Origin of the sequence: Pseudarthrobacter sp. AL07 (assembly GCF_029960665.1) — a bacterium.
GTDB lineage: Bacteria > Actinomycetota > Actinomycetes > Actinomycetales > Micrococcaceae > Arthrobacter.
The window spans coordinates 97,106-117,893 of the sequence record NZ_JASBRB010000003.1; the positions used below are offsets into that span (position 1 = coordinate 97,106).

The 20,788-nt window shown below is 59.0% G+C and carries 20 protein-coding genes; 16 read left to right on the plus strand and 4 right to left on the minus strand.

Features of this window, described 5'->3' with window-relative positions; all coding sequences use genetic code 11:
- The first annotated feature begins 53 nt into the window (after window positions 1–53).
- Window positions 54–443, plus strand: coding sequence for a large conductance mechanosensitive channel protein MscL (gene mscL / locus QK290_RS04030; RefSeq protein WP_282329437.1), 390 nt, complete (start codon window positions 54–56; stop codon window positions 441–443).
- Window positions 444–502: 59 nt separating this feature from the next.
- Here mscL and glmM read toward each other — a convergent pair whose 3' ends face one another.
- The gene (gene glmM / locus QK290_RS04035) at window positions 503–1,864 is read right to left on the minus strand and encodes a phosphoglucosamine mutase (RefSeq protein ID WP_282329438.1); all 1,362 of its coding nucleotides are present in this window, start codon (window positions 1,862–1,864) and stop codon (window positions 503–505) included.
- A 668-nt stretch (window positions 1,865–2,532) separates the two neighbouring features.
- Here glmM and QK290_RS04040 point away from each other — a divergent pair.
- The 4 genes from QK290_RS04040 (at window position 2,533) to QK290_RS04055 (ending at window position 8,747) form a co-directional block, all read left to right on the plus strand.
- Complete coding sequence (locus tag QK290_RS04040; RefSeq protein WP_282329439.1) at window positions 2,533–3,645, plus strand: acyltransferase; 1,113 nt, start codon at window positions 2,533–2,535, stop codon at window positions 3,643–3,645.
- 116 nt (window positions 3,646–3,761) lie between these two features.
- Complete coding sequence (locus QK290_RS04045; protein WP_282329627.1) at window positions 3,762–5,000, plus strand: bifunctional glycosyltransferase family 2/GtrA family protein; 1,239 nt, start codon at window positions 3,762–3,764, stop codon at window positions 4,998–5,000.
- A 92-nt stretch (window positions 5,001–5,092) separates the two neighbouring features.
- Entirely contained in the window at window positions 5,093–6,877 is a 1,785-nt protein-coding gene (locus tag QK290_RS04050) for a glycosyltransferase family 39 protein (RefSeq protein WP_282329440.1), read from the plus strand.
- 76 nt (window positions 6,878–6,953) lie between these two features.
- Window positions 6,954–8,747, plus strand: coding sequence for a glycosyltransferase family 39 protein (locus tag QK290_RS04055; protein WP_282329441.1), 1,794 nt, complete (start codon window positions 6,954–6,956; stop codon window positions 8,745–8,747).
- A gap of 119 nt (window positions 8,748–8,866) precedes the next feature.
- Here QK290_RS04055 and rpsI read toward each other — a convergent pair whose 3' ends face one another.
- Entirely contained in the window at window positions 8,867–9,373 is a 507-nt protein-coding gene (rpsI, locus tag QK290_RS04060; protein ID WP_056344277.1) for a 30S ribosomal protein S9, read from the minus strand.
- A gap of 38 nt (window positions 9,374–9,411) precedes the next feature.
- Window positions 9,412–9,855, minus strand: coding sequence for a 50S ribosomal protein L13 (rplM, locus tag QK290_RS04065; protein WP_058931751.1), 444 nt, complete (start codon window positions 9,853–9,855; stop codon window positions 9,412–9,414).
- 338 nt (window positions 9,856–10,193) lie between these two features.
- Between rplM and QK290_RS04070 the strand changes: the two genes are divergently transcribed.
- The 11 genes from QK290_RS04070 to QK290_RS04120 all read left to right on the plus strand — a co-directional run bounded on the left by QK290_RS04070 (window position 10,194) and on the right by QK290_RS04120 (window position 18,650).
- Window positions 10,194–10,817, plus strand: coding sequence for a prepilin peptidase (locus tag QK290_RS04070; RefSeq protein WP_282329442.1), 624 nt, complete (start codon window positions 10,194–10,196; stop codon window positions 10,815–10,817).
- 276 nt (window positions 10,818–11,093) lie between these two features.
- Window positions 11,094–11,294, plus strand: coding sequence for a Flp family type IVb pilin (locus QK290_RS04075; protein ID WP_282329443.1), 201 nt, complete (start codon window positions 11,094–11,096; stop codon window positions 11,292–11,294).
- 146 nt (window positions 11,295–11,440) lie between these two features.
- Window positions 11,441–11,641: a Flp family type IVb pilin gene (locus QK290_RS04080; protein ID WP_282329444.1), complete on the plus strand. Its 201-nt coding sequence runs from the start codon at window positions 11,441–11,443 to the stop codon at window positions 11,639–11,641.
- A gap of 78 nt (window positions 11,642–11,719) precedes the next feature.
- Window positions 11,720–12,112, plus strand: coding sequence for a TadE family protein (locus QK290_RS04085; RefSeq protein WP_282329445.1), 393 nt, complete (start codon window positions 11,720–11,722; stop codon window positions 12,110–12,112).
- Window positions 12,100–13,110, plus strand: a complete 1,011-nt coding sequence (locus QK290_RS04090) for a pilus assembly protein TadG-related protein (protein WP_282329446.1) — start codon at window positions 12,100–12,102, stop codon at window positions 13,108–13,110. Before QK290_RS04085 ends, QK290_RS04090 begins: the two co-directional genes overlap by 13 nt.
- Before the next feature lie 21 nt (window positions 13,111–13,131).
- Window positions 13,132–13,905, plus strand: coding sequence for an RcpC/CpaB family pilus assembly protein (locus tag QK290_RS04095; RefSeq protein ID WP_282329447.1), 774 nt, complete (start codon window positions 13,132–13,134; stop codon window positions 13,903–13,905).
- Window positions 13,902–15,107 (plus strand): AAA family ATPase, encoded by a 1,206-nt coding sequence (locus QK290_RS04100; protein WP_282329448.1) that lies wholly within the window; start codon window positions 13,902–13,904, stop codon window positions 15,105–15,107. The genes QK290_RS04095 and QK290_RS04100 overlap by 4 nt, the downstream gene beginning before the upstream one ends.
- Window positions 15,104–16,585, plus strand: coding sequence for a CpaF family protein (locus QK290_RS04105; protein ID WP_282329449.1), 1,482 nt, complete (start codon window positions 15,104–15,106; stop codon window positions 16,583–16,585). The genes QK290_RS04100 and QK290_RS04105 overlap by 4 nt, the downstream gene beginning before the upstream one ends.
- 2 nt (window positions 16,586–16,587) lie before the next feature.
- Window positions 16,588–17,538 carry a type II secretion system F family protein gene (locus tag QK290_RS04110; RefSeq protein ID WP_282329450.1) on the plus strand — a complete coding sequence of 317 codons (951 nt, stop codon included), beginning with the start codon at window positions 16,588–16,590 and terminating at the stop codon, window positions 17,536–17,538.
- A gap of 12 nt (window positions 17,539–17,550) precedes the next feature.
- Complete coding sequence (locus tag QK290_RS04115) at window positions 17,551–18,426, plus strand: type II secretion system F family protein (RefSeq protein ID WP_282329451.1); 876 nt, start codon at window positions 17,551–17,553, stop codon at window positions 18,424–18,426.
- A gap of 8 nt (window positions 18,427–18,434) precedes the next feature.
- Window positions 18,435–18,650, plus strand: a complete 216-nt coding sequence (locus QK290_RS04120) for a Flp family type IVb pilin (RefSeq protein ID WP_282329452.1) — start codon at window positions 18,435–18,437, stop codon at window positions 18,648–18,650.
- A 153-nt stretch (window positions 18,651–18,803) separates the two neighbouring features.
- Here QK290_RS04120 and QK290_RS04125 read toward each other — a convergent pair whose 3' ends face one another.
- On the minus strand, window positions 18,804–20,783 hold the full coding sequence (locus QK290_RS04125) for a DUF6541 family protein (RefSeq protein ID WP_282329453.1): 1,980 nt from the start codon (window positions 20,781–20,783) through the stop codon (window positions 18,804–18,806).
- Between the last annotated feature and the right edge of the window lie 5 nt (window positions 20,784–20,788).

Sequence of the window (20,788 nt, forward strand, 5' to 3'; positions counted from 1 at the left end):
ATGTGTTTCAGTGCGTCATCCGCTGTGAACGGCGATGCGCTAGCTTGGTACTCATGCTGACAGGATTCAGGAATTTCATTATGAAGGGCAATGTCGTTGACCTTGCTGTAGCCGTTGTGATGGGTGCCGCATTCAGCTCCGTCGTGACCTCTATCGTCCAGGGCCTGCTGACGCCCCTGATCGGACGTCTGTTCAATGCCAAGGGCGTTGAAGAGATGCAGTGGGAGGGATTCATGTATGGGTCCGTCATCTCCTCCATCATTTCTTTCGTGCTGGTGGCCGCCTCCATCTACTTCGTGGTGGTACTTCCCATGAACCACATGATCGAGCTCCGTAACCGCAAGCTGGGAATCAACAAGGACGTCAAGGAAGAGGCTGCGGAAGACCCGCAGATCGCCCTGCTTACCGAAATCCGGGATGCGCTGAAGGTCAGCGACCGCTGACAAAGGAGAATGGCCAGTCTCCCTGCGGAGGCCGGCCATTCTTTTTTGTGCTTTCCGGGTCAGTCCGCCACCAGCTCCAGCGCGAGCTCGGTGCGGACAACCTGGGCAAGGCGCTCGGCGACGGACTGGGCCGTGGCTTCGTCGCCGGCTTCCACCATGACCCGCACTACGGGCTCGGTGCCTGAGGGGCGGAGCAGGACACGTCCGGTCTCGCCTAGTTCGGCTGCGGCCTCGGCCACGGCCACTGCCAGCACCTCGGAGCTATGCACGCGGCTGCGGTCCACGCCCTTGACGTTGATGAGTACCTGCGGGAGCTTGGTCATCACAGTGGCGAGCTCCTTGAGCGGTTTGCCTGTCAGCGCGATCTGCGCAGCGAGCTGCAGGCCGGTAAGGACGCCGTCGCCGGTGGTGGCGTGGTCGGCGAAGATCACGTGGCCGGACTGCTCGCCGCCGAGGTTGAATCCGCCGTCGCGCATGCCTTCAAGAACGTAGCGGTCCCCCACCGCTGTTTCGCGGATGCTGATGCCCGCTTCGCGGAGGGCGATCTTGAGGCCGAGGTTGCTCATGACGGTGGCAACCAGGACGTCGTCGATGAGTTTGCCTGAGGCTTTGAGGGCGACGGCCAGGATTGCCATGATCTGGTCGCCGTCCACTTCGGTGCCTTCGTGGTCCACGGCGAGGCAGCGGTCAGCGTCGCCGTCGTGGGCGATGCCCAGGTCGGCGCCGTGCTTCAGCACCGCGGCCTTGAGCGGACCGAGATGGGTGGAACCGACGCCGTCATTGATGTTGTGGCCGTCCGGCTCCGCGCCGATCACCAGGACGTCGGCGCCGGCGTCCTTAAAGACCTGGGGCGAGCAGCCGCTGGCGGCGCCGTGGGCGCAGTCGAGGACAACCTTCAGGCCGTCGAGGCGGTGCGGGAGCGTCTGCAGGAGGTGGACGACGTAGCGGTCTTCGGCGTCGGAGAAGCGTTGAATCCGGCCCACGTTGCTGCCGACGGGCCGCACGGGCTCCTTGCTCATCTGTTCCTCGATGGCGTTCTCGACATCGTCGGGGAGCTTCTGGCCGCCGCGGGCGAAGAACTTGATCCCATTGTCAGGAGCGGGGTTGTGGGAAGCCGAGATCATGACGCCGAAGTCGGCGTCGAGGTCTGCCACCAGGTACGCCGCCGCGGGAGTCGGAAGGACACCGGCGTCGTAGACGTCAATACCGGAGCTGGAGAGCCCTGCCTCCACAGCGGCGGCGATGAATTCCCCGCTGGCGCGGGGGTCACGCGCCACCACGGCACGGGGCCGGGTGCCGTTGGTATTGCGGTCATGACCAAGCACGACGGCGGCCGCCTGGGCAAGCTTCATAGCCAGCTCGGCCGTCAACAGGCCGTTAGCCAGGCCCCGGACACCATCTGTTCCAAATAATCTAGACATCGTGGATAAGTCTAGGTGATGGACGCTTGGGCGCTTGAAACGACTGGTCAGGGGGACACCAGATTGGTCTGTCCCTTACCGTGGTCCTGAAGATGGAGTTGCCACTTGATTGCCTTCCCCTTGGCCCGCTTCGACGTCAGATGCCATCCCTGGCAGTCTCCACATGGGTGGACGCTGGCGGGCTGCTTGCCGCCCGATGAGGAGCCTTTGAGAACGATGATTCGGAGCGCGCGGTTTGCGTCCCAAACGGTCGGATAGGTGATCTTGGTGCAAGTAGCCATGGGCGAGTCCTTGTTCAAGGAGGCGCATGGCTCATATCCACACTTGGACGCCACCTAACAGTGACGTCCCGGGTCCACTCGAAGTGGTCGTGTGACGTAAAGCTAGTTCATACAAGTCATCAATTGCAATGGTAGGAAAACTCCGCACCAAACGTGAGACGGGCTCCCGAGTAAGCGGTTATAGCCCTTGGAGTAATGCGGAGCGTTACTGGCCTGTTTGAGACCGGCCGCCATCGTGGATGCCGGCCGTGACGTCGTAGATGTCACTGCCGGAGCCATGCGGCCCCATTTAGACTCCGTCGCCCCGGGCTTGACCTGACCGAATTCTCGATGATGCGAGTATGCTCGCTGCAGCAGTTGGTAACGACGGCGAGGGGGACGTAGGGCGTGCCGACAATTCGCACTCAATTGAACAGTCTGACGGGGCTTCGCTTTTTCGCAGCGATGGCGGTGGTCCTCTACCACTTGCGAATCTATGTCCCCCAGCTCAGCGACGGCCTAGCTGTGTTCGGGTACGGGTTCACTGGTGTAACTTTCTTCTTCATTCTCTCCGGATTTGTCCTCGCATGGTCCTACCGTTCCGATGTCCGATCGGGGCGGTTCTATTGGAATCGGTTCGCTCGGATCTGGCCCCTCCATATGTTGACCATGATCGCCTCGATCTGGATTCCGTTGTTGAGCGCCACGTCTTCAGCTACTTTCTCGGCGGTGCCGTTCGTTGTAACGTTAACCCAGGCGTGGATCCCGGGCAGCCCTTTCCTGACATCGTTTAACGGGGTTTCTTGGTCGTTATCGTGCGAGGCATTCTTCTATTTACTGTTTCCGCTCCTTTTTCGGAAGCTTGGCAGTCATCGGTCAGTGGCCTGGATTGCTGGAGGCGTTCTGGTGGCTCTTGCCCTGGTAGGTCTAAGCTTGTCCTCCTTCGCATCGTTTTCGGTAGCGGATTATCTCTTGGGAACCATGCCGCTCTACCGCCTCGGAGAGTTCGTCCTCGGCATGTGCCTGGCCACGGTTATGAACCGTGGCTGGCGCCCCCGGTTTCGTCTTGTGCACGCGATTGGACTATCAGCGATTTCCCTGGTTGGTTTGACCACTGTGTCGCTGATCTTCATGGGGACATCCGGTGGTCTGCCTGTTATCTACGCCAACTTAGCCATGATCCCCGGTTTCCTTGCGGTCATCTCTGCGTCAGCGAGCCGAGATCTATCGGGCAGTAGCGGCAGACTCGCCTCGAGTGCGCTGGTGCGTCTCGGCCAGTGGTCGTTCGCGCTGTACCTCGTTCACGAGCTCGTACTGAGAGTGGTCAGACCTCTCATCGGCGAGCAGCCTGTGGGGGATGCATTGATGGCCGCGGTCATCGTGATATTTGCCTCCATTGCACTTTCTGGCCTCCTGCACGAGTTCGTAGAGAAACCTGCGGAAAAATGGCTGCGATCTCTTCGCGGTTCTAAGATGAAACCCTCGGCAACGCCCCGTGAAGTACACCACCCGGGTAAGTAGGTAGCCGAACCCTTGGCTGGTCTAGAGTCCCTCGCACTACTTGGTTTTTGCGGCTGAGTACTCGACTTTTGAAGGAACTCTCGCCAGCAAGATCTTTGGACCTCTACGATCCATTCATGACACCTAGCTATGGGGGCTTGGCGCTCGAAATTGTAGTACCGGTTTTCAACGAGGAAGCGGTACTCGAAAACAGCATCACGACGCTCTCCGAATATCTGACGCTCGAAATGCCTTCGGCGTGGAAAATCACCATTGCGGACAATGCAAGCACTGACAGAACACCAGCGATTGCCGCTCGGCTCAGTGAGCAGTTGCCTCATGTGCATTACCGCCGTCTGGAAGTAAAGGGACGGGGGTACGCTCTCCGGGATGCTTGGGGAGCTTCGGAAGCGAAAGTCCTCGCCTACCTGGATGTCGACCTTTCCACTGACCTGGCGGCGTTGCCACCCTTGGTGGCGCCGCTGCTTTCGGGTCATTCGGATATTTCCATCGGCACCCGGCTGGGACAGAGCTCGCGTGTGAGTCGCGGACCGAAGCGGGAATTCATTTCGCGTTCGTATAATTTCCTGCTTCGGCGGACAATGCAGGTCCGGTTTTCGGATGCGCAGTGTGGCTTCAAAGCAATACGGGCCGACGTGGCAAAACGCCTGCTTCCGCATGTTGAGGACAACGGTTGGTTCTTTGATACTGAGCTGCTGATCATTGCCGAACGATCCGGGCTGCGCATCCACGAAATTCCCGTGGACTGGGTTGATGATCCGGACAGCCGCGTTAACCTCAAACAGACTGCTTACGACGATCTTCGCGGCATGGTCCGGGTCGCTGGTTCCCTGATCAGGGGAACAATTCCTGTGCAGGCCATCTATGCCGAGCTTGGCCGCCGGCCAATCGTTCCGCCCGCGCGGCCAAGTTTCTTCGGGCAAGTCATCCGGTTTGGCTTGGTGGGAGCTGTCTCGACCCTCGCCTTCGCGCTGCTCTATTTGGTGCTCCAAGGTCCCTTCAGCTCTCAAGAGGCAAACTTCCTGGCCCTGCTAATGACAGCTGTCGGCAACACGGCGGCCAACCGCCGGTTCACCTTCGGCATCAGCGGCCCCGGACGGTTATTTACGCAGCAATTGCAAGGCCTTATCGTCTTCCTGCTGGCTTGGGGAATTACGTCCTCTTCGCTTCTGATCCTTCATTCGATCAACGTCAATGCCGCACCTAGTACGGAGTTACTCACCTTGACGGCCGCCAACGTTTTCGCAACGCTGATGAGGTTTGTGCTCCTCCGGATCTGGGTGTTCCGCGTCCGCCAAATGGACGAACGGTCCGCGGTGCTCGGACTACGGCCTGCCGGACAGTCTGTCCGTTGAGCATCAAAGAAGCGAGCCAGGTCCCGGTTCGCGCGAATGATACTGCCCGGCATCGCCTGCCGTGGGAGCAAATCGGTCTGACAGTCCTCCTCTTGGGCACAGCGGCAGCGTTCCTATGGGGGCTGGACCGCAATGGCTGGGCGAATCCCTACTACTCCGCTGCGGCGCAGGCCGGATCCGAGGACTGGAAAGCCTTCTTCTTCGGCTCACTTGATGCCGGCAACCTCATCACTGTCGACAAGCCCCCCCTGAGTATTTGGATCATGTCCTTGTCAGTGCGGCTGTTCGGCCTGAACTTTTGGGCCATTTTGGTTCCCCAGGCTCTCATGGGTCTAGCCACGACCTGGCTGATATACAAAGTCATCCGCCGCAGCCACCCTGCCGCTATCGCATTGTTGGGCGGTCTCATCTACGCCACCACCCCAGTAGTGCTGCTGATGTCGCGGTTCAACAACCCTGAGCCGCTTATGGGGTTACTGACCGTGGCAGCCGTCTACTTCGCACTCAGGGCCATGGACAACAACTGCTGGGCCTGGTTCCTACTGACCGGGACAGCCCTGGGCCTTGGGTTCATGGCAAAGCAGATCCAGGCCTTCCTGGTGATTCCCGCACTCCTCCTCGCGGTGCTTCTACTTGGCGTCGGCACCATAGGGGCGCGCCTCCTCCGGCTGCTAGGAACGCTAGCGGCGATGGTAATAAGCGGCGGCTGGTGGATGACCATAGTGGATGTGACCCCCGCCGCCGACAGACCCTATGTTGGCGGATCCGCGTCGAATAGTATGCTCGAACTGACGCTGGACTACAACGGCCTGGCTCGTTTCCTTCGGTTCAGCGCGGATTCACAGCCTGGGACCGCGGAAGCCCCTGTCCCGTCCGATATGAACTACGACGGCGGCCCGGGCCGTCTCTTTAACGCCAATTTTGCTCCCGAAGGAGCGTGGCTACTTTTCACCGCGCTGATTTGCGCCCTCGCGTTGGTAGTGCTGTGGCGACAGTCAGGGAGCGGCAGACAGGGTTCACGTCTGATGGCCGTTGGCGTTGTGTGGCTGGTCACCGTCTACCTTGTCCTGAGCTACATGGGCACGATGACACACACGTACTATATTTTTTCCATCGCGGCTCCCGTCGCCATCGTGGTTCCTTTGGGAATCCAGGTTCTGTGGAATCTGAGGCATCGAGGAGTTCCCCGCCTTATCGGCGCTGTCCTTGTGTCCGGGACCGGATATATCGCATTCCGCATTTTCCAGTACAGCAACGATTGGGGCCTGTGGCCGCTCGTCGTCGCATGCGCCACGTGTCTGGCCACGGCTGGGTGGCTCTTGGCAGCACGGCCGCTCGCGCGCGTCGCTGCCATGGCCCTGGTGATGTTATCCATGGTGATTTCTCCAGTGGCAACGGACGTTATTACCTTAACTCGACCCCAGTCGGGCACCAATCCCCTGTCGGGGCCGGTGGCCAACAATCCTGACGCACTGTCGGCACACCTTGAGGCAGCCCGTCTCGGGAATCCTCCCCTGGCACGCCATCTCGGATACGGGGTTACGCCAGCAGACGGCGTGACGACACTTCTCAGAGAAACCAGCGAGGCTAAATGGGCGGCGGCCACCTATACCGCCCAGAACGCGGCCCAATATCAGTTGGCCTCTAACCGGCCGGTTATCGCGCTGGGAGGGTGGCTGGGTGAGGACCCCGCCCCTACCTTCGAACAGTTCAAGACCCTGGTCCAGAAGCAGAAGATCGGTTACTTCATATGGCAACAACCAATCCTTGACGGAGTACCGCTTGGAATGGATGCTGCCGCCATCACGGATTGGGTCCACGCCAACTACAAGGGAGAAGAAGTTGACGGTGTCACAATCTACGACCTTACGGAATAGAGATATTGCCGCCCTCAGTGACTCTCGCTTGTTCCTCCGCAGGCCTTGGTGGGAACTTCCAGCACTCGTGCTAATTATGGTTGGAGCCGCCGTCCTATATATTTGGGGATTGGCAGCGAACGGATGGGCTAACCCCTACTACTCGGCGGCAGTGCAGGCTGGCCTTCATGACCCGGCAGCATTCTTCTTCGGATCTGCGGACTGGGGCAACTCAATAACAGTCGATAAGCCGCCTCTCAGCCTTTGGATCATGGGCTTGTCCGTCCGACTCTTCGGACTGAACACATGGGCCCTGCTGCTGCCTCAGGCGGCGATGACCTCGTGTAGCACGCTTCTAATTTACCGTCTGGCCAGACGGCACCTTCCGTCCTATGCTGGCCTCCTTTCGGCCGCCGTCTTCGCCAGCACGCCCATCACAGTGCTTCTCGCACGCTACAACAACCCTGATCCACTGATGGTGCTCCTGATGCTATTGGCCATTTATGCAGGCATCCGAGCAACAGAGTCAGGGCGGGTCCGGTATCTATACCTAGCGGCCGGATTTCTGGCTCTGGGCTTCCTCGCGAAACAGCTTCAGGCGTTTCTTGTCTTGCCAGCTATCGCCATTGTGTTCTGCCTGTACGGCCAGAAGAGCTGGCGGAAACGCGCGGTCTCGCTGGTTCTGGCCGGTCTGCTTCTAGCAGCTGGCGCTCTTGCATGGCCGCTAGCCGTTGACCTTACGCCGTCTAACTCCCGCCCGTACGTGGGGGGGTCAACAACTAATAGCATGCTCGAGTTGACTATGGGTTACAACGGAATCGATAGAATTGTCCAGTCGGGGGACGGACCCTCGGCAGCACTGACCCCTCAAGAATTCCAGAGCATCACTACGGACGCCAGCTTTTTCCGTTTATTCAACTCCAATTATGGTCAGGAGTCAGGCTGGCTGCTGCTGCCAGCACTGATGGTCTGCGCCATCATTGCGGTTCAGGCCGTCCGTCGACGAAGTGAGGCCAGTCGACCCATATTTGCAGTAGCCGCAGCAACCTGGATGATCTCGACGTACGCTGTGCTTAGCTTTATGGGCAATAGCATTCATTCGTACTACACCGCCTCAATAGCGGCGCCCTTGGCACTTTGCATCGGGCTGGGAAGCCAGATGATAGTTTCATCGGCTAGGTCGATTCCGCAGCGTATCGGGATCGCGGCCGCCATCGTGCTCAGTTCGCTATTCTCACACGCAATGTGGCAGGTCAGTGCGTCCTATCCTGAGGCTGTGGGGACGGCGTTGCTGCTTATCGGGCTGATCGGCGCAGCAGCGCTCTCGGTGCCGGCCCCCTTCAAGTGGGTTACGCCGGTCGCGGCCAGTCTCGGTATCGGCGCTTTGCTAGTTGGGCCCCTAGTATGCTCCATGCTGACTTTGACTTCTCCACAGCAGGGCTCCAATCCGCTCTCAGGCGGCCTCTCCCGGAGCCCCAACACCATCAGCCGGTTCTTGGACGGCGTCAAGCGCAATGACCCCGCATGGGCAACTGGCTTGGCAATAGGTGTCACACCCAGCCCTACACTGTCGGCCTACATTAGAAACGCTTCGCCGGGCTGCACCTGGGCCGCTGCCACTTATCCAGGGCAGACTGCTGCCCGCTTCCAACTGGAGGTGGGGAGGCCGGTTATGCCGCTCGGCGGCTTTGCCGCCCTGGACGCTACGCCAACCCTTGAACAATTCAAGGAAATAGCCCAGAACGGGCAACTTTGCTACTTGGTTGTACAGCCCGAGCAACTAAAAGTGCCAGGCCTCAGCAGCGAACTCTTGGCCATCCAGAAATGGGCTTCTGATACCGTCACGCCGCAGCATATTGACGGTATCACCGTATACGACTTGCGCAGATAGGGCCGCGCTGTCGCTGACTGGGTACAAGAGCGCCTGCACCATCAAAAGCGGCACCCATGTCGGCGCACGCAAAAAAGCCCGCCCCACCAATGGCGGGACGGGCTTCTTTGCGAGCGGAATTAGCGCTTGGAGTACTGCTGAGCCTTACGGGCCTTCTTGAGACCGGCCTTCTTACGCTCGATGACGCGTGCGTCACGACGCAGGTAACCGGCCTTCTTCAGGGTGGCGCGGTTGTTCTCGGTGTCGATCTCGTTCAGTGAACGGGCGATGCCGAGGCGCAGGGCACCGGCCTGGCCGGAGATGCCGCCACCGTGGATGCGGGCGATGACGTCGTAGGCGCCGTCAAGATCAAGGATCTTGAAGGGCTCGTTGACGTCCTGCTGGTGCAGCTTGTTCGGGAAGTAGTTGTCCAGCGCGCGGCCGTTGATGGTCCACTTGCCGGTGCCGGGGACGATGCGCACGCGGGCGACAGCTTCCTTCCGGCGGCCAACTGCGGCGCCGGCGACGGTCAGTGCCGGGCGTTCCTTCTTCGGCGCTTCTGCTTCTGCAGGACCGCTCTCCGAGGTGTAGCTGGTCGGGTTTTCCTCAGCCACAACGGCCTCGGTGGTCTCTTCGTTCTGAGCCACGATTCTCCTTGTATAGATAAGTTGTTTGGTGGCCAGGACTACTGGGCGACCTGGGAAATTTCGAACGTCTTGGGCTGCTGGGCGGCGTGCGGGTGCTCTGCACCGCGGTACACCTTCAGCTTGCCCAGCTGCTGTGCAGCGAGGGAGTTCTTGGGAAGCATGCCCTTGATGGCCTTCTCAACGGCGCGAACCGGGTTTGATTCCAGGAGTTCCGCGTAGTTGACGGAGGTCAGGCCGCCCGGGTAGCCGGAGTGGCGGTATGCGCGCTTCTGCTCCAGCTTGGCGCCGGTCAGGGCTACCTTCTCAGCGTTGATGATGATGACGAAATCGCCCATGTCCATGTGGGACGCAAAGGTGGCCTTGTGCTTGCCGCGCAGCAGGATTGCGGTCTGGCTCGCAAGACGACCAAGGACAACGTCTGTGGCGTCAATGACGTGCCACTGGCGGTTGATATCGCCGGGCTTCGGGGTGTACGTACGCACGGTTTTTGCCTCGTTCTTGTTCTGGCGTTCTTGTTTAGGTGTCACTCAAGCGTGTGCACCTACTATCTATGCGCTACCGGAACAGAGGTGAGGGCTCTATGTAACCAGTAATCCTGAGGTCCCGAATGTGCTCGTTGAGTAGTCATCCTGCAACCGGATTCTCAAGCGGGCACGCATCATCGAGAAAGGACACGCACAACGACTACCAATGTTAGCTTGAACCTGGCCTCAGGGTCAAAATGGGGTAGCCGGACACCCATGAGTAATTCCGCCGGGCCGACATAACAGGGGATGCAGTGACTTCTTGGGGCGACGCTGGCTTAGCAGGACCACTTTTTGTGGCCGTCATCGGCCTGATAGGACTCATCGCCTCACCGTTGGCTGAGTTGCTTATCGCAAAGCTGCTCCCCCGCGTCGGCCCGATGCCCGGTCGGGGAGCAAGGATCACGACGGCGGCGATCACCGGAGCCCTCAGCGGAGCCTTCGCACTCCGTTTCGGCGCCGACCCTGCGCTGCCGGCCTTTCTACTCTTCGTCATTTTGGGTGTACAACTGGCTCGAATTGATATCTCGCTGCATTTGCTGCCGAATCCGCTGGTTCTTTTGCTGTTAACAGGATGCCTTTTCTTACTTCTAGGGGCCGCCTTTAGCGGGGAACAGTGGTCCAGCCTCGCTCGCGCACTGGGTGGCGCTGCAATTCTGTTTGCCACCTACCTGATTCTGGCGTTAATTTCGCCTGCGGGCATGGGAATGGGCGACGTAAAGCTTGCGGCGCCGATCGGCCTCTACTTGGGGTACTTAGGGTGGAGCCAGCTCCTCTATGGCGGCCTGCTGGGCTTCATCCTCAACGGAGTTATCGCACTCTTGGTAGTACGCAGAACCCGCGTAGAACGCCCCTCCGAGGTGCCGCATGGCCCTTCAATGCTGGCCTCAGCGGTGGGTATAGCTCTCTTCTTCGGATAGCTCGCCAGGGGTGGCCTGAGCCCAGACTGGCGGAGTTGCAGCATCCCGCCTAAGTAGTGATCTGCTCACTCTCCGTTCAGAGGTGAGTACTCCGGTTCTTGTTCCGAGTATGCCGGAAAAACATCCCTTAGAAATTCGAGTACCGCTACGCATTGTTGCCGTGAAAGCCCAGTGCCAATCTTTTCTTAGCGAAGTCCAGCCGCTAGGGAATTATGGGGGCAGCTGGAAATTCGTTGAAAGTATCCATATCAATTTCATCGAATTAAGGACAATAAAATGACTTCTCTTATGGTCTCAATGATGGCTTTCGTAGCCGGAGTAAAGGATCGATTCTCCTCCGAAAAAGGTGCAACGGCAACGGAGTACTCACTCCTCGTCGCATTCATCGCCCTGCTCATCATTGCCGGCGTAACGCTTTTTGGCAACGCGCTCAACGCCTGGTTCTCCACGCTCGCTTCGCGGGTCGGCACCTGGTAACTGAAACTTCCCGGGGCGTGCCGCTCCAGTTCCTGGAACGGCGCGGCACGCCACCGAGAGTTTCCAATCCAAGCCGCGATCCCGTCGAGCGGAGGTGGGACTTGGCCGCAGACTCAACGAGCTTTGACCAAAATAAGGAATTCACAATGACAACACTGATGGTCTCCGTCCTCGCCTTTGTGAGCGGAGTCAAAGACCGACTTTCTTCCGAAAAGGGCGCAACAGCCACCGAATACTCCCTCCTCGTCGCATTCATTGCCCTGCTCATCATCGCCGGCGTCACCCTTTTTGGAAACGCCCTGAACGATTGGTTCTCCACGCTGGCGTCCCGCGTCGGGACCTGGTAACTGCACACCACCCGCGTGGTGTGCCGCGCCTAATTGCGCGGCACACCACCAAGCTTCCAGCCGCCCTCGGGGGATCCGTTGAAGAAGACATGTAATAAACATAAGGACAACAAAAGCCGTGGCGCTGTCGCCGTCGAGTTTGCCTTAGTTGCACCGTTGCTGCTGGCCGTCCTGACCGGAATCGTCGAATTCGCGAATGCATATAACGCACAGATCTCGGTGACACAAGCGGCGCGTGAGGCGGCCCGGACCATGGCCGTCAAGAACAGCCAGACTGATGCAAAAGCGGCCGCCGTCGCCGGCGCACCGGGCCTGAATACAGGCGCCTTTGTCTATACGTTCAACCCGACTGCCTGCACACCCAATGCCACGGCGAAAGTGACCATTTCCTACACGTCGGCAACATTGACCGGGCTGTTTGGAAGTTCCGTAACCCTTACAGGAGTAGGAGCCATGAGATGCGGCGGATAGTCACCCGTACTGAGTCACGTGAACGAGGTGCCGCCGGCGTCATGGTGGCCGTGATGATGCTCGTGCTCATCGGCGCGGGTGCAATGGCTGTGGATGTTGGTCAGATTTATGCCGAACGGGCGCAACTCCAGAACGCCGCTGACGCCGGAGCACTCGCCGGAGCTGATCTCTGCTCGGAATCCGGCGGATGCACCCAGGCAAATGCAAACGCCGTGGCCGCTTCTCTTGCGAATAGTAATTCCAACGACGGGAAGTCGACGGTGGAGTCCGTAGATTTATCTGTGGCCGGCCAGGTGACAGTCACCACATCAACGAAGGACGGCACCACAAATGCCGGGTTCCTCACAAAGATGTTTGCGAACGTCCTGAACTCGCCCCCCGCCAAAGTGGGTGCGACGGCGACAGCCAAATGGCTATACCCGACAAAAGGCGTCTCGATTCTCCCCCTGACGTTCGCACCCTGCGAGTTCCAGGACGACGGGATGCCCCACAAGATCCTGGTTCAAGGTGGTGCCAGGGATTGCAATGGGTTGAACCCTTCGAACCAGATCATTCCCGGCGGATTTGCTTGGCTCATGCCGGACGGCAACACGGGCTGCACCGTCACGGCGACGGTAGACCAATGGAGCTACACCAGTTCGGGCGCCAGCGTCCCCACTGGCTGCCTGGACCTCTTCAATCCAGCGCTCAACCCCTCGCTGGCGAACTCCACAGTGGCGATTCCAGTCTATAAGTACACCTGCAATGGAATGTCCACAGCGACATTCGGAACGTGTTCCGGTAGCAACGTCCAGTATTTCATCGAGAAGTGGGCGGGCTTCGATCTCCAGGCATGGAATTTGTCCGGTCAGGCGAAATATGACCCGACCAACATATTCAGCGGTAGTGAGAAGGGACTTTACGGCACCTTCAAGGGTTTCGCCGCGGATCCGAGCCTCTTCACGGGAGGCTCGACCACTCAAAACGGCAACGTCACCATCCTCGGTTTGACCAAGTAATAAGTAGCAAAGGGGAAAACATTGAAAACACGCCTACTGGGAGGCATCGCCGCATTAGTTGTTGCAATACTCGGCACAGTCCTTCTCATCACCTATGTACAAAGTGCGGATCAACGGGCAATGGCCGGCACGGAGACCTCAGAGGTCTATGTTGTTCAAAAGGCCATTCCCGCCGGGACTCCGGTTAGCGGACTGAGCGATTCTGTCACCAAGAGACCCATCCAAAAATCGACTCTCACTGAGGGAACTGTTACGGACCTTGCTGAGTTTGGTTCGAAGGTGACCGCCGTTTCACTGGTCCCCGGCGAACAGCTACTTTCCAGCCGACTGGTGGACGCCAGCGCCTTCCTCGGCCCTTCGAGGATCGCAGTGCCAGACGGAATGCAGGAGATCTCCCTGAAGCTTCCCATAGAGCGCGTGGCCGGCGGAAAGATCAATGCCGGTGACACCGTAGGCATTTTCATCTCGCTACAGTCGGCATCGGGAGATGCGGCGGCAAAGTCCGAAGCGACGCAGCTGACCTTCCACAAAGTTCTGGTTACTGCGGCTCAGTTCAGCAACGGCAGTCCAGCGCAGCCGGACTCCGCACAACAAGGACAATCACAGGGCTCGCTGAATTCCGCTAATAACAACCAGACGGACGGCACCTACCTGATTACTCTCGCCAGAAACTCTGTCGACGCTGAACGCCTGGTTTACGCAATCGAATTCGGCAAAATCTATCTATCCAAGGAACCGGCCGGCGCAATCGAAGGAACTGCCGGGCCAGTGGACAATACGAAGGTATTCCGATGAGCCGGTTTGTTCTCATCACACCGAACTCCGATTTCGAACGCCGCGTACGAATGGCTACCGCCGGGATGCAAGGGTCCCTGCAGTTTTTCCAAGCCGACTATCTCCCCTCGGGTCCAGAGGAAGTCCTCAAGCAGCTCCTCGGGGAACCGCCTGAAGTCTTTATCCTAGGGCCGGGACTGCCTGAGGATGACGCACTGAAATTTGCCTCCGTCATGGACCTTCAGTACCCGGAGATCAGCATGATCCTCGTTGCAGGCGAGTCGTCCGATATCGCAATCCAGGCGATGCGCGCCGGCATCCGGGACCTTTTGGACCCGGCCGCCGAAACTGATCGCATTCGGATCATTGTGGAACGGGCCAGCCTGGCAGCAGCCGGTCGTCGGCGAGGCCTCGCGCCAAGCAGTTCCGAACACCATGAGCATGCCGAAGGCGGACGTATCATTGCCGTCATCTCCCCGAAGGGTGGCGTAGGCAAGACCACTGTGGCGACGAACATCGCAGTTGGCCTGGGTCAATTCGCCCCGATGGGCGTAGTGATTGTTGACTTGGACCTCCAATTTGGCGATGTTGCGAGTGGCCTCATGCTGGAGCCTGAACACACCATCACCGATGCCGTGGTTGGCGCCGCCAGTCAGGATTCCATGGTCCTCAAGACCTATCTCAGCGTGCATCCAGCAGGAATCTATGCGCTCTGCGCGCCGCGGAACCCAGTGGAAATGGACCGAATCAGCGGTGAAAACGTCAGCCACTTGCTCAAGCAACTGCGGCAGGAATTCCAGTACGTCGTGGTCGACACCGCCCCGGGGTTGGGCGAACATGTCCTCGCAACCTTGGACCTGGCGTCGGATGCCGTATGGATCTGCGGCATGGATATTCCCAGCATCAGGGGTCTGCGGACTGGAAGTCACATCCTAGCGGAACTGAACCTTTTGCCTGAGCGCCGGCACGTGGTTCTAAATATGGCAGACCGTCGAACTGGTCTGACTCTGCAGGACGTCGAAGCAACGATAGGCGCGCCAATTGACGTGGTGCTTCCGCGGTCCAGGACCCTTCCGTTTTCCACGAACAAGGGCGTTCCCCTGCTCCAAGACAACAGCCGAGACCCTGCAACCAAGGGACTCCGACAGCTGGTCGATCGATTCAAGCCCAATTGGGAAGCCAGACCTCATAAGAAACTGCACCGAAGGGCGGTCGTCCAGTGAACCTCGCACGCAGACTCGAAAAAGTACGTGGCACGGAGGCCAGCCCGGCCGCCATCGAGGCCATACCGCCAAACCCATTCACGGCGTCGGCCGCAGCCGAGCCCGCGACACTTGGGCGAATCCATGAGGCTAAGACCGCTGAGACCGCCCATGCCGCGGACGTGGTGGAACTCACCCCGACGGCAGCTGCTGCCAGTGGGGCGCTTGGCGCCCTGAAGGAACGCGCCAGCCAGGCACTATACGAGCGCCTCGGCGCCCGAATTACTGACTCTTCACTCGAGGAAGCTGAACTCCATCAGTATGTCAAGGACGAACTGAAAATCGTCGTCGACGAGGAACAGGTGCCGTTGACAGCGACCGAGCGCCAGAGGTTGATCCGCGAGATCATCGACGACGTCCTTGGTCACGGCCCAATTCAGCGGTTCCTGGACGATCCGACAGTGACCGAGGTTATGGTCAACCGTTACGACCAGGTTTATGTTGAGCGAGATGGCAAGCTGACCATGACAGACACTAAGTTCGCTTCCGATGACGCGTTGCGGCGCGTGATCGAAAGGATCGTGTCAAAGGTCGGCCGGCGGATCGACGAATCCTCGCCGCTCGTGGACGCCCGTCTGGCCGATGGGTCCCGCGTCAATGCGATCATTCCGCCCTTGGCAGTCAACGGCCCCGCCCTCACGATTCGAAAGTTCGGCAGGGACGCGTTGACTGTCCAGAAGCTCATCGCTTACGGCAGTCTGTCGCCAGAGATGGCTGAGCTTCTTCAGGCATGTGTCCTGGCACGGATGAACATCATCGTTTCGGGAGGGACCGGCACCGGCAAGACGACGTTGCTCAACGCACTCTCCTCATTTATCCCGGATTCAGACCGCATCGTGACCATTGAGGACGCCGTTGAACTCCAGTTGCAGCAGGACCACGTTGTCCGGTTGGAGAGCCGTCCGCCAAATATCGAGGGCAAGGGCGAAGTAGCTATCCGGGACCTCGTGAGGAACTCACTCCGCATGCGGCCCGACCGGATTGTTGTCGGCGAAGTCCGCGGAGGCGAGTGCCTGGACATGTTGCAAGCAATGAACACCGGCCATGATGGATCGCTGTCCACCGTCCACGCCAACTCCCCCAGGGATGCCATTGCGCGTCTCGAGACGCTGGTGCTGATGGCCGGCATGGACATCCCACTGCGGGCTGTTCGGGAACAGGTGGCCTCCGCCGTCAATCTCATCGTCCATATTTCAAGGCTCCGAGATGGAACTCGCAGGGTCACCCACATCACCGAGGTTCAGGGCATGGAAGGCGATATTGTCACCCTCCAAGATGCCTTCATTTTCGATTATTCGGCGGGCGTGGACTCCAACGGTCGATTCCTTGGCAAACCTGTCCCGACAGGCGTGAGGCCGCGGTTCACGGACCGTTTCGTAGAACTCGGCATCAAGATTTCGCCCCACGTCTTCGGGGCCCAGTCAGTAAGGGGCAGGTAGCCATGGCCACCGACATGCCTGTATCCCTGTTCATTGGTGGTCTCCTATTGGTCTATCTGTCCCTTGTCCTACTTTTCGGCGTTGTATTTAGGGGCAGGGCTGGGGTTCCTCTCTCGCGCAGACGTCCTGACGCTGTGCAGAATTCCTCCAGTCTGACGAGGTTGACGAATCAGGCCGTGGGGGCCCTCAACCGTGGCCTTAAGAGCCGCCCCGCCGGCTTCTTCAGCCGAGAAAGGTTGGAGCAGGCTGGGCTCAATAAGGAGCCGGGAGACTATCTGCTGATGGCTGGGGCAATCACTCTCGTGGCGACGGTGCTGGGGTTTTTTCTCGGCGGCGTTGGCATCGGCATCCTGTCCTCGCTGCTGTCCCCCTTCCTGCTGTACCTGGCCGTCAACGTTCTGATCGGCCGGCGTCGCAGGAAGTTTGACGAGCAGGTTCCGGACACCCTTCAGATGTTTTCCGGAGGCCTCCGTGCCGGTCATAGCCTGTTGCGGGCCATAGATGCCGCCGCCCAGGAAAGTGAAGCCCCGATGTCCGAGGAGCTGAGCAGAGTTGTAAATGAGACCAGAATCGGACGGGACTTGGGGGAATCGCTGGCCGATGTCTCGCGGCGAACTGCCAGCGAGGACTTCTATTGGATTGCACAGGCAATTGAGATCCACCGTGAAGTGGGTGGCGACCTGGCCGAAGTCCTTGACCACGTGGGCGAAACGATCCGCGATAGGAACCAGGTAAGAGGCCAAGTGCGGGCACTGAGCGCAGAGGGGCGGGTCTCGGCTTTGGTCCTGATGGCATTGCCGATCTGCATGTTCATCGGATTAGTGCTCTTCAACCCCCTCTACGCCAAGGTCTTTACGACGACCGTCATCGGTTTTGCGATGCTGGGTGCCGCCGTGCTGCTTCTGTCAGTTGGCGGGCTCTGGCTCAGTCGAATCATTAAGCCAAAGTACTAGGGGGCAGAAGAGATGCAACCCATCGCATCAGCAGCAATCTTGGCCATCGTCCTGCCAATATCCGGCATGATCTGGCTGACCTTCACGGGAGACCGCGCCGGCCTGCGGAATATCCAGACGAATCTGGGCTTGCGCCGCGGTCAAGCGCCCCAGGCAGTGAACGTCAATGAGCATATCGCTGCATTGTCGCGTCGTTTGACCCCTCACAGCTACGAGGCGTGGCTGGACAAACAACTGGCCGGTGCGGGGCGGCCCAAGCAATGGCCATTGGCACGCGTCATCATGGTCAAACCAATGCTGGCATTCGGAGGAGCCATCTTGGGTCTCCTCATCCTGATAGGAGAACCATCCAGTGCCAGGTTCGTGCTCCTCCTTGGAATCGCTGCCCTGTGCTACTTCGTCCCGGACATCCTAATACGCAACATGGCACAAAAACGCCGTGAAGAAATCAGGCTCGAACTGCCTAATGCCCTTGACCAGATGCTTATCTCAGTGCAGGCCGGCCTCGGTTTCGAGACGGCAATGGGACGTGCAGGCGAGAACGGCCGGGGCCCGCTTGCCGACGAATTGATCAGAACACTCCAAGACATCCAGGTCGGACGGTCCCGCAAGGAAGCATATCTATCCTTGTCCGACCGGGTAGACGTTCCTGATGTCCGCAGCTTTATCAGAGCAGTGGTCCAGGCAGACACATACGGTATTGCGATTGCCGGCGTTCTCAAGGCCCAAGCCAAAGATATGAGGATCAAGCGGCGGCAACGCGCTGAAGAACACGCCATGAAGATGCCAGTCAAGATGCTGTTCCCCTTGATCTTCTTCATCCTGCCAACTCTGTTCATTGTCTTGCTGGGGCCGGCTGTGCTCCAGATCATGGCCGCTTTCAAATAGGGGGAACAATGTTCCATCAACTCACCAACCTCGTCGAGCAAGCCGCGGAAGCTCTCACAGCTCTCCGTCGCGACCAACATGGGGCCACTGCAACCGAGTACGGGATCTTACTCTCGTTCTTGGCACTGGCCCTTGTCTTTGGAGTTACAGCCTTTGGACAGGCCCTTAACCTCCACTACGAGGGCATGACCACAACTCTGAAAACCGCCCTCGGACTTCCCTAAGCCCTGCCCTCGCGCCACTCGGCGCCCCAAATACCGGACCCCCTCGGAACCCAGAACCGAGGGGGTCCGTTTTCGTAAACAACACCACCCCAACCCAACAGGGGTACTTAAGAGATACAAGCTGAGAAAGCCCAGTTTCGTGAGAAATCGAGGCTACAGGTCGCAACCCACGAATCTATACAGCACCGCGGAGCCTTGCTGGTCCATTTTGACGAACGCCGGCGAATTGTCGGGAACTTTAATGCCCGGAAAATCATTGACTTCCTTGCGTAGGGGATCAATGAAGTGGTCGCCAAAGTCGAGGAGAAATTGAATGTTCTCCCGTTTCGCAGCCGCGCAGGCCTCAGATCCCGGCGTGGCTTGATTCAGCATCTTGGCCAGAAGTAAACGGTCTGCATTCGAACCCGTGTACGCGTGCGGGAATAGTACCCGGCGATCCGCAATGGCATAGGCCGTGGAACTACCATCCCAAGGATTGTTGGCCATCACAGCACCCTCCGGTACCTCTGCGCTGAGCCGCTTCAACAGGTCAAGTTCATTGGGGCTCAGCAGCGGCGAGTCCCCAGTTAAAGAGTACGTATGTTCCCGGCCCGGCGCCGTTTGCGAATTCGTTGGCCAGATGATGGCGGATGTCGCGATCGCTGCGATGCCAACGGGAACGAGCCATTTGATGCGGTAGCGGGGGGCAATACCCTCAAAGATCCAGATGGCCGCTGCACCGACAAAGACGGTCCAGAACATTGGCAGAAGGGCCGCAAGGCGAGGTGGGTCACCATACCAGGCGCCAATAATAATCTGTCTAGCGAGTGGCTCCGGAACCGATGCCGCCACCAGGTACAACATAACTGCACCTCCGTACGAGGCCAAAAACCACCGTTCGGTTGGCCGCCCGATCAGAAGAGCGGTTCCGAGCAGGGTAAGCACCGCCAGGCCCCAGTCCACGTCCCCGTGCGTAGGTGCTGCCAGGAGCACGCTCCCCACAGCCGCCGGTAACGAGTCAATCGGATCCCAGGTGGTGGTCCAAGGTCGCACAACTACCCAAACCACCAGGCCAAAGGCAAATACGCTAATCCAAAATGCGATCCATTGCAGGTATCCAAAGGGATCGGACCGTTGCTGTTTGAGCTGCCGGAACGAACGCGCGGCAGCCATGGCGGCGAAAGCCGATGAAAGTCCAACGAGGGCCACAAGCGCCGACATATGCGTGCATACGAGTCCTGACAGACCGACAACCAGCGTGGTCAGCCCTAGCGGCCAAGGCACGGGCGTTGTCTTGCCAAACTTAAATATCGTCGCCAAAACCATAAGTAGCGGAGCCAAAAACGTCACCGCAAGCATGTAGGGAAATAGCGGTCCGAAGTCACTCTTTTGGCTCTGCATGACTGTGAAAGGGAAGGCGAAGAAACCCGCACTGGCGACCCCGGCAGACAACAGGGCAACGATCTTGGGCCCAACTACCACATGGACCAAAAGAAGCACGCCCAGGGGCCAAGCGGCAGCTACTATCGCAAAATTGAGGGCGTTCGCCGCTTCAACCACCGGTAGCCGGGTCGCCTCAGCCACCAAAGCGGCAAGCGCGTGCCAGATCTGAGGGTAAAACCCGGTCGATTCGCCCATCAGTCCTCTCACCGAGAAGGGCGATCCGTCGCCCGAATCTATGATCTGCTGGACCAGATTCAGGTGGAATGGCACGTCAATGCCCTGATTGATGTTGCCGGGACGCTCAACGATCTGGACATAGCGCAAGGTCAGAAGGACCCCGCTAGCCACTAAGGCAAACCAGTACGCCGTGCCAGCGCTTTGTTCGGCCGGGGGCCATCCAAAGCTTTTCGGCCATAGCCTGGCCGCTGTCCGGAGCAGGACTAGAACGGCTCCGACAAGTAATACCACGGCCACGGCAAAGACGCCGATCTGCCAGTCGATATGCAACCACCAACAGACAAGAGTGGACACGGCAACAAGTGATGCCGTCAGTACGGGCGCAAGTGACACCATCCATATGCGCCGAAGCCCCAGCGCCCAGCCCAAGAGTAGCCCGGGCAGCATGAGTACTGCCGTCGCGACACCGAGACCCGGCAGTGCGGCAAGCCAAGAGATCAAGGATTCGCCAAGTAGTTCATCAGTATTCCCCAAGTTTC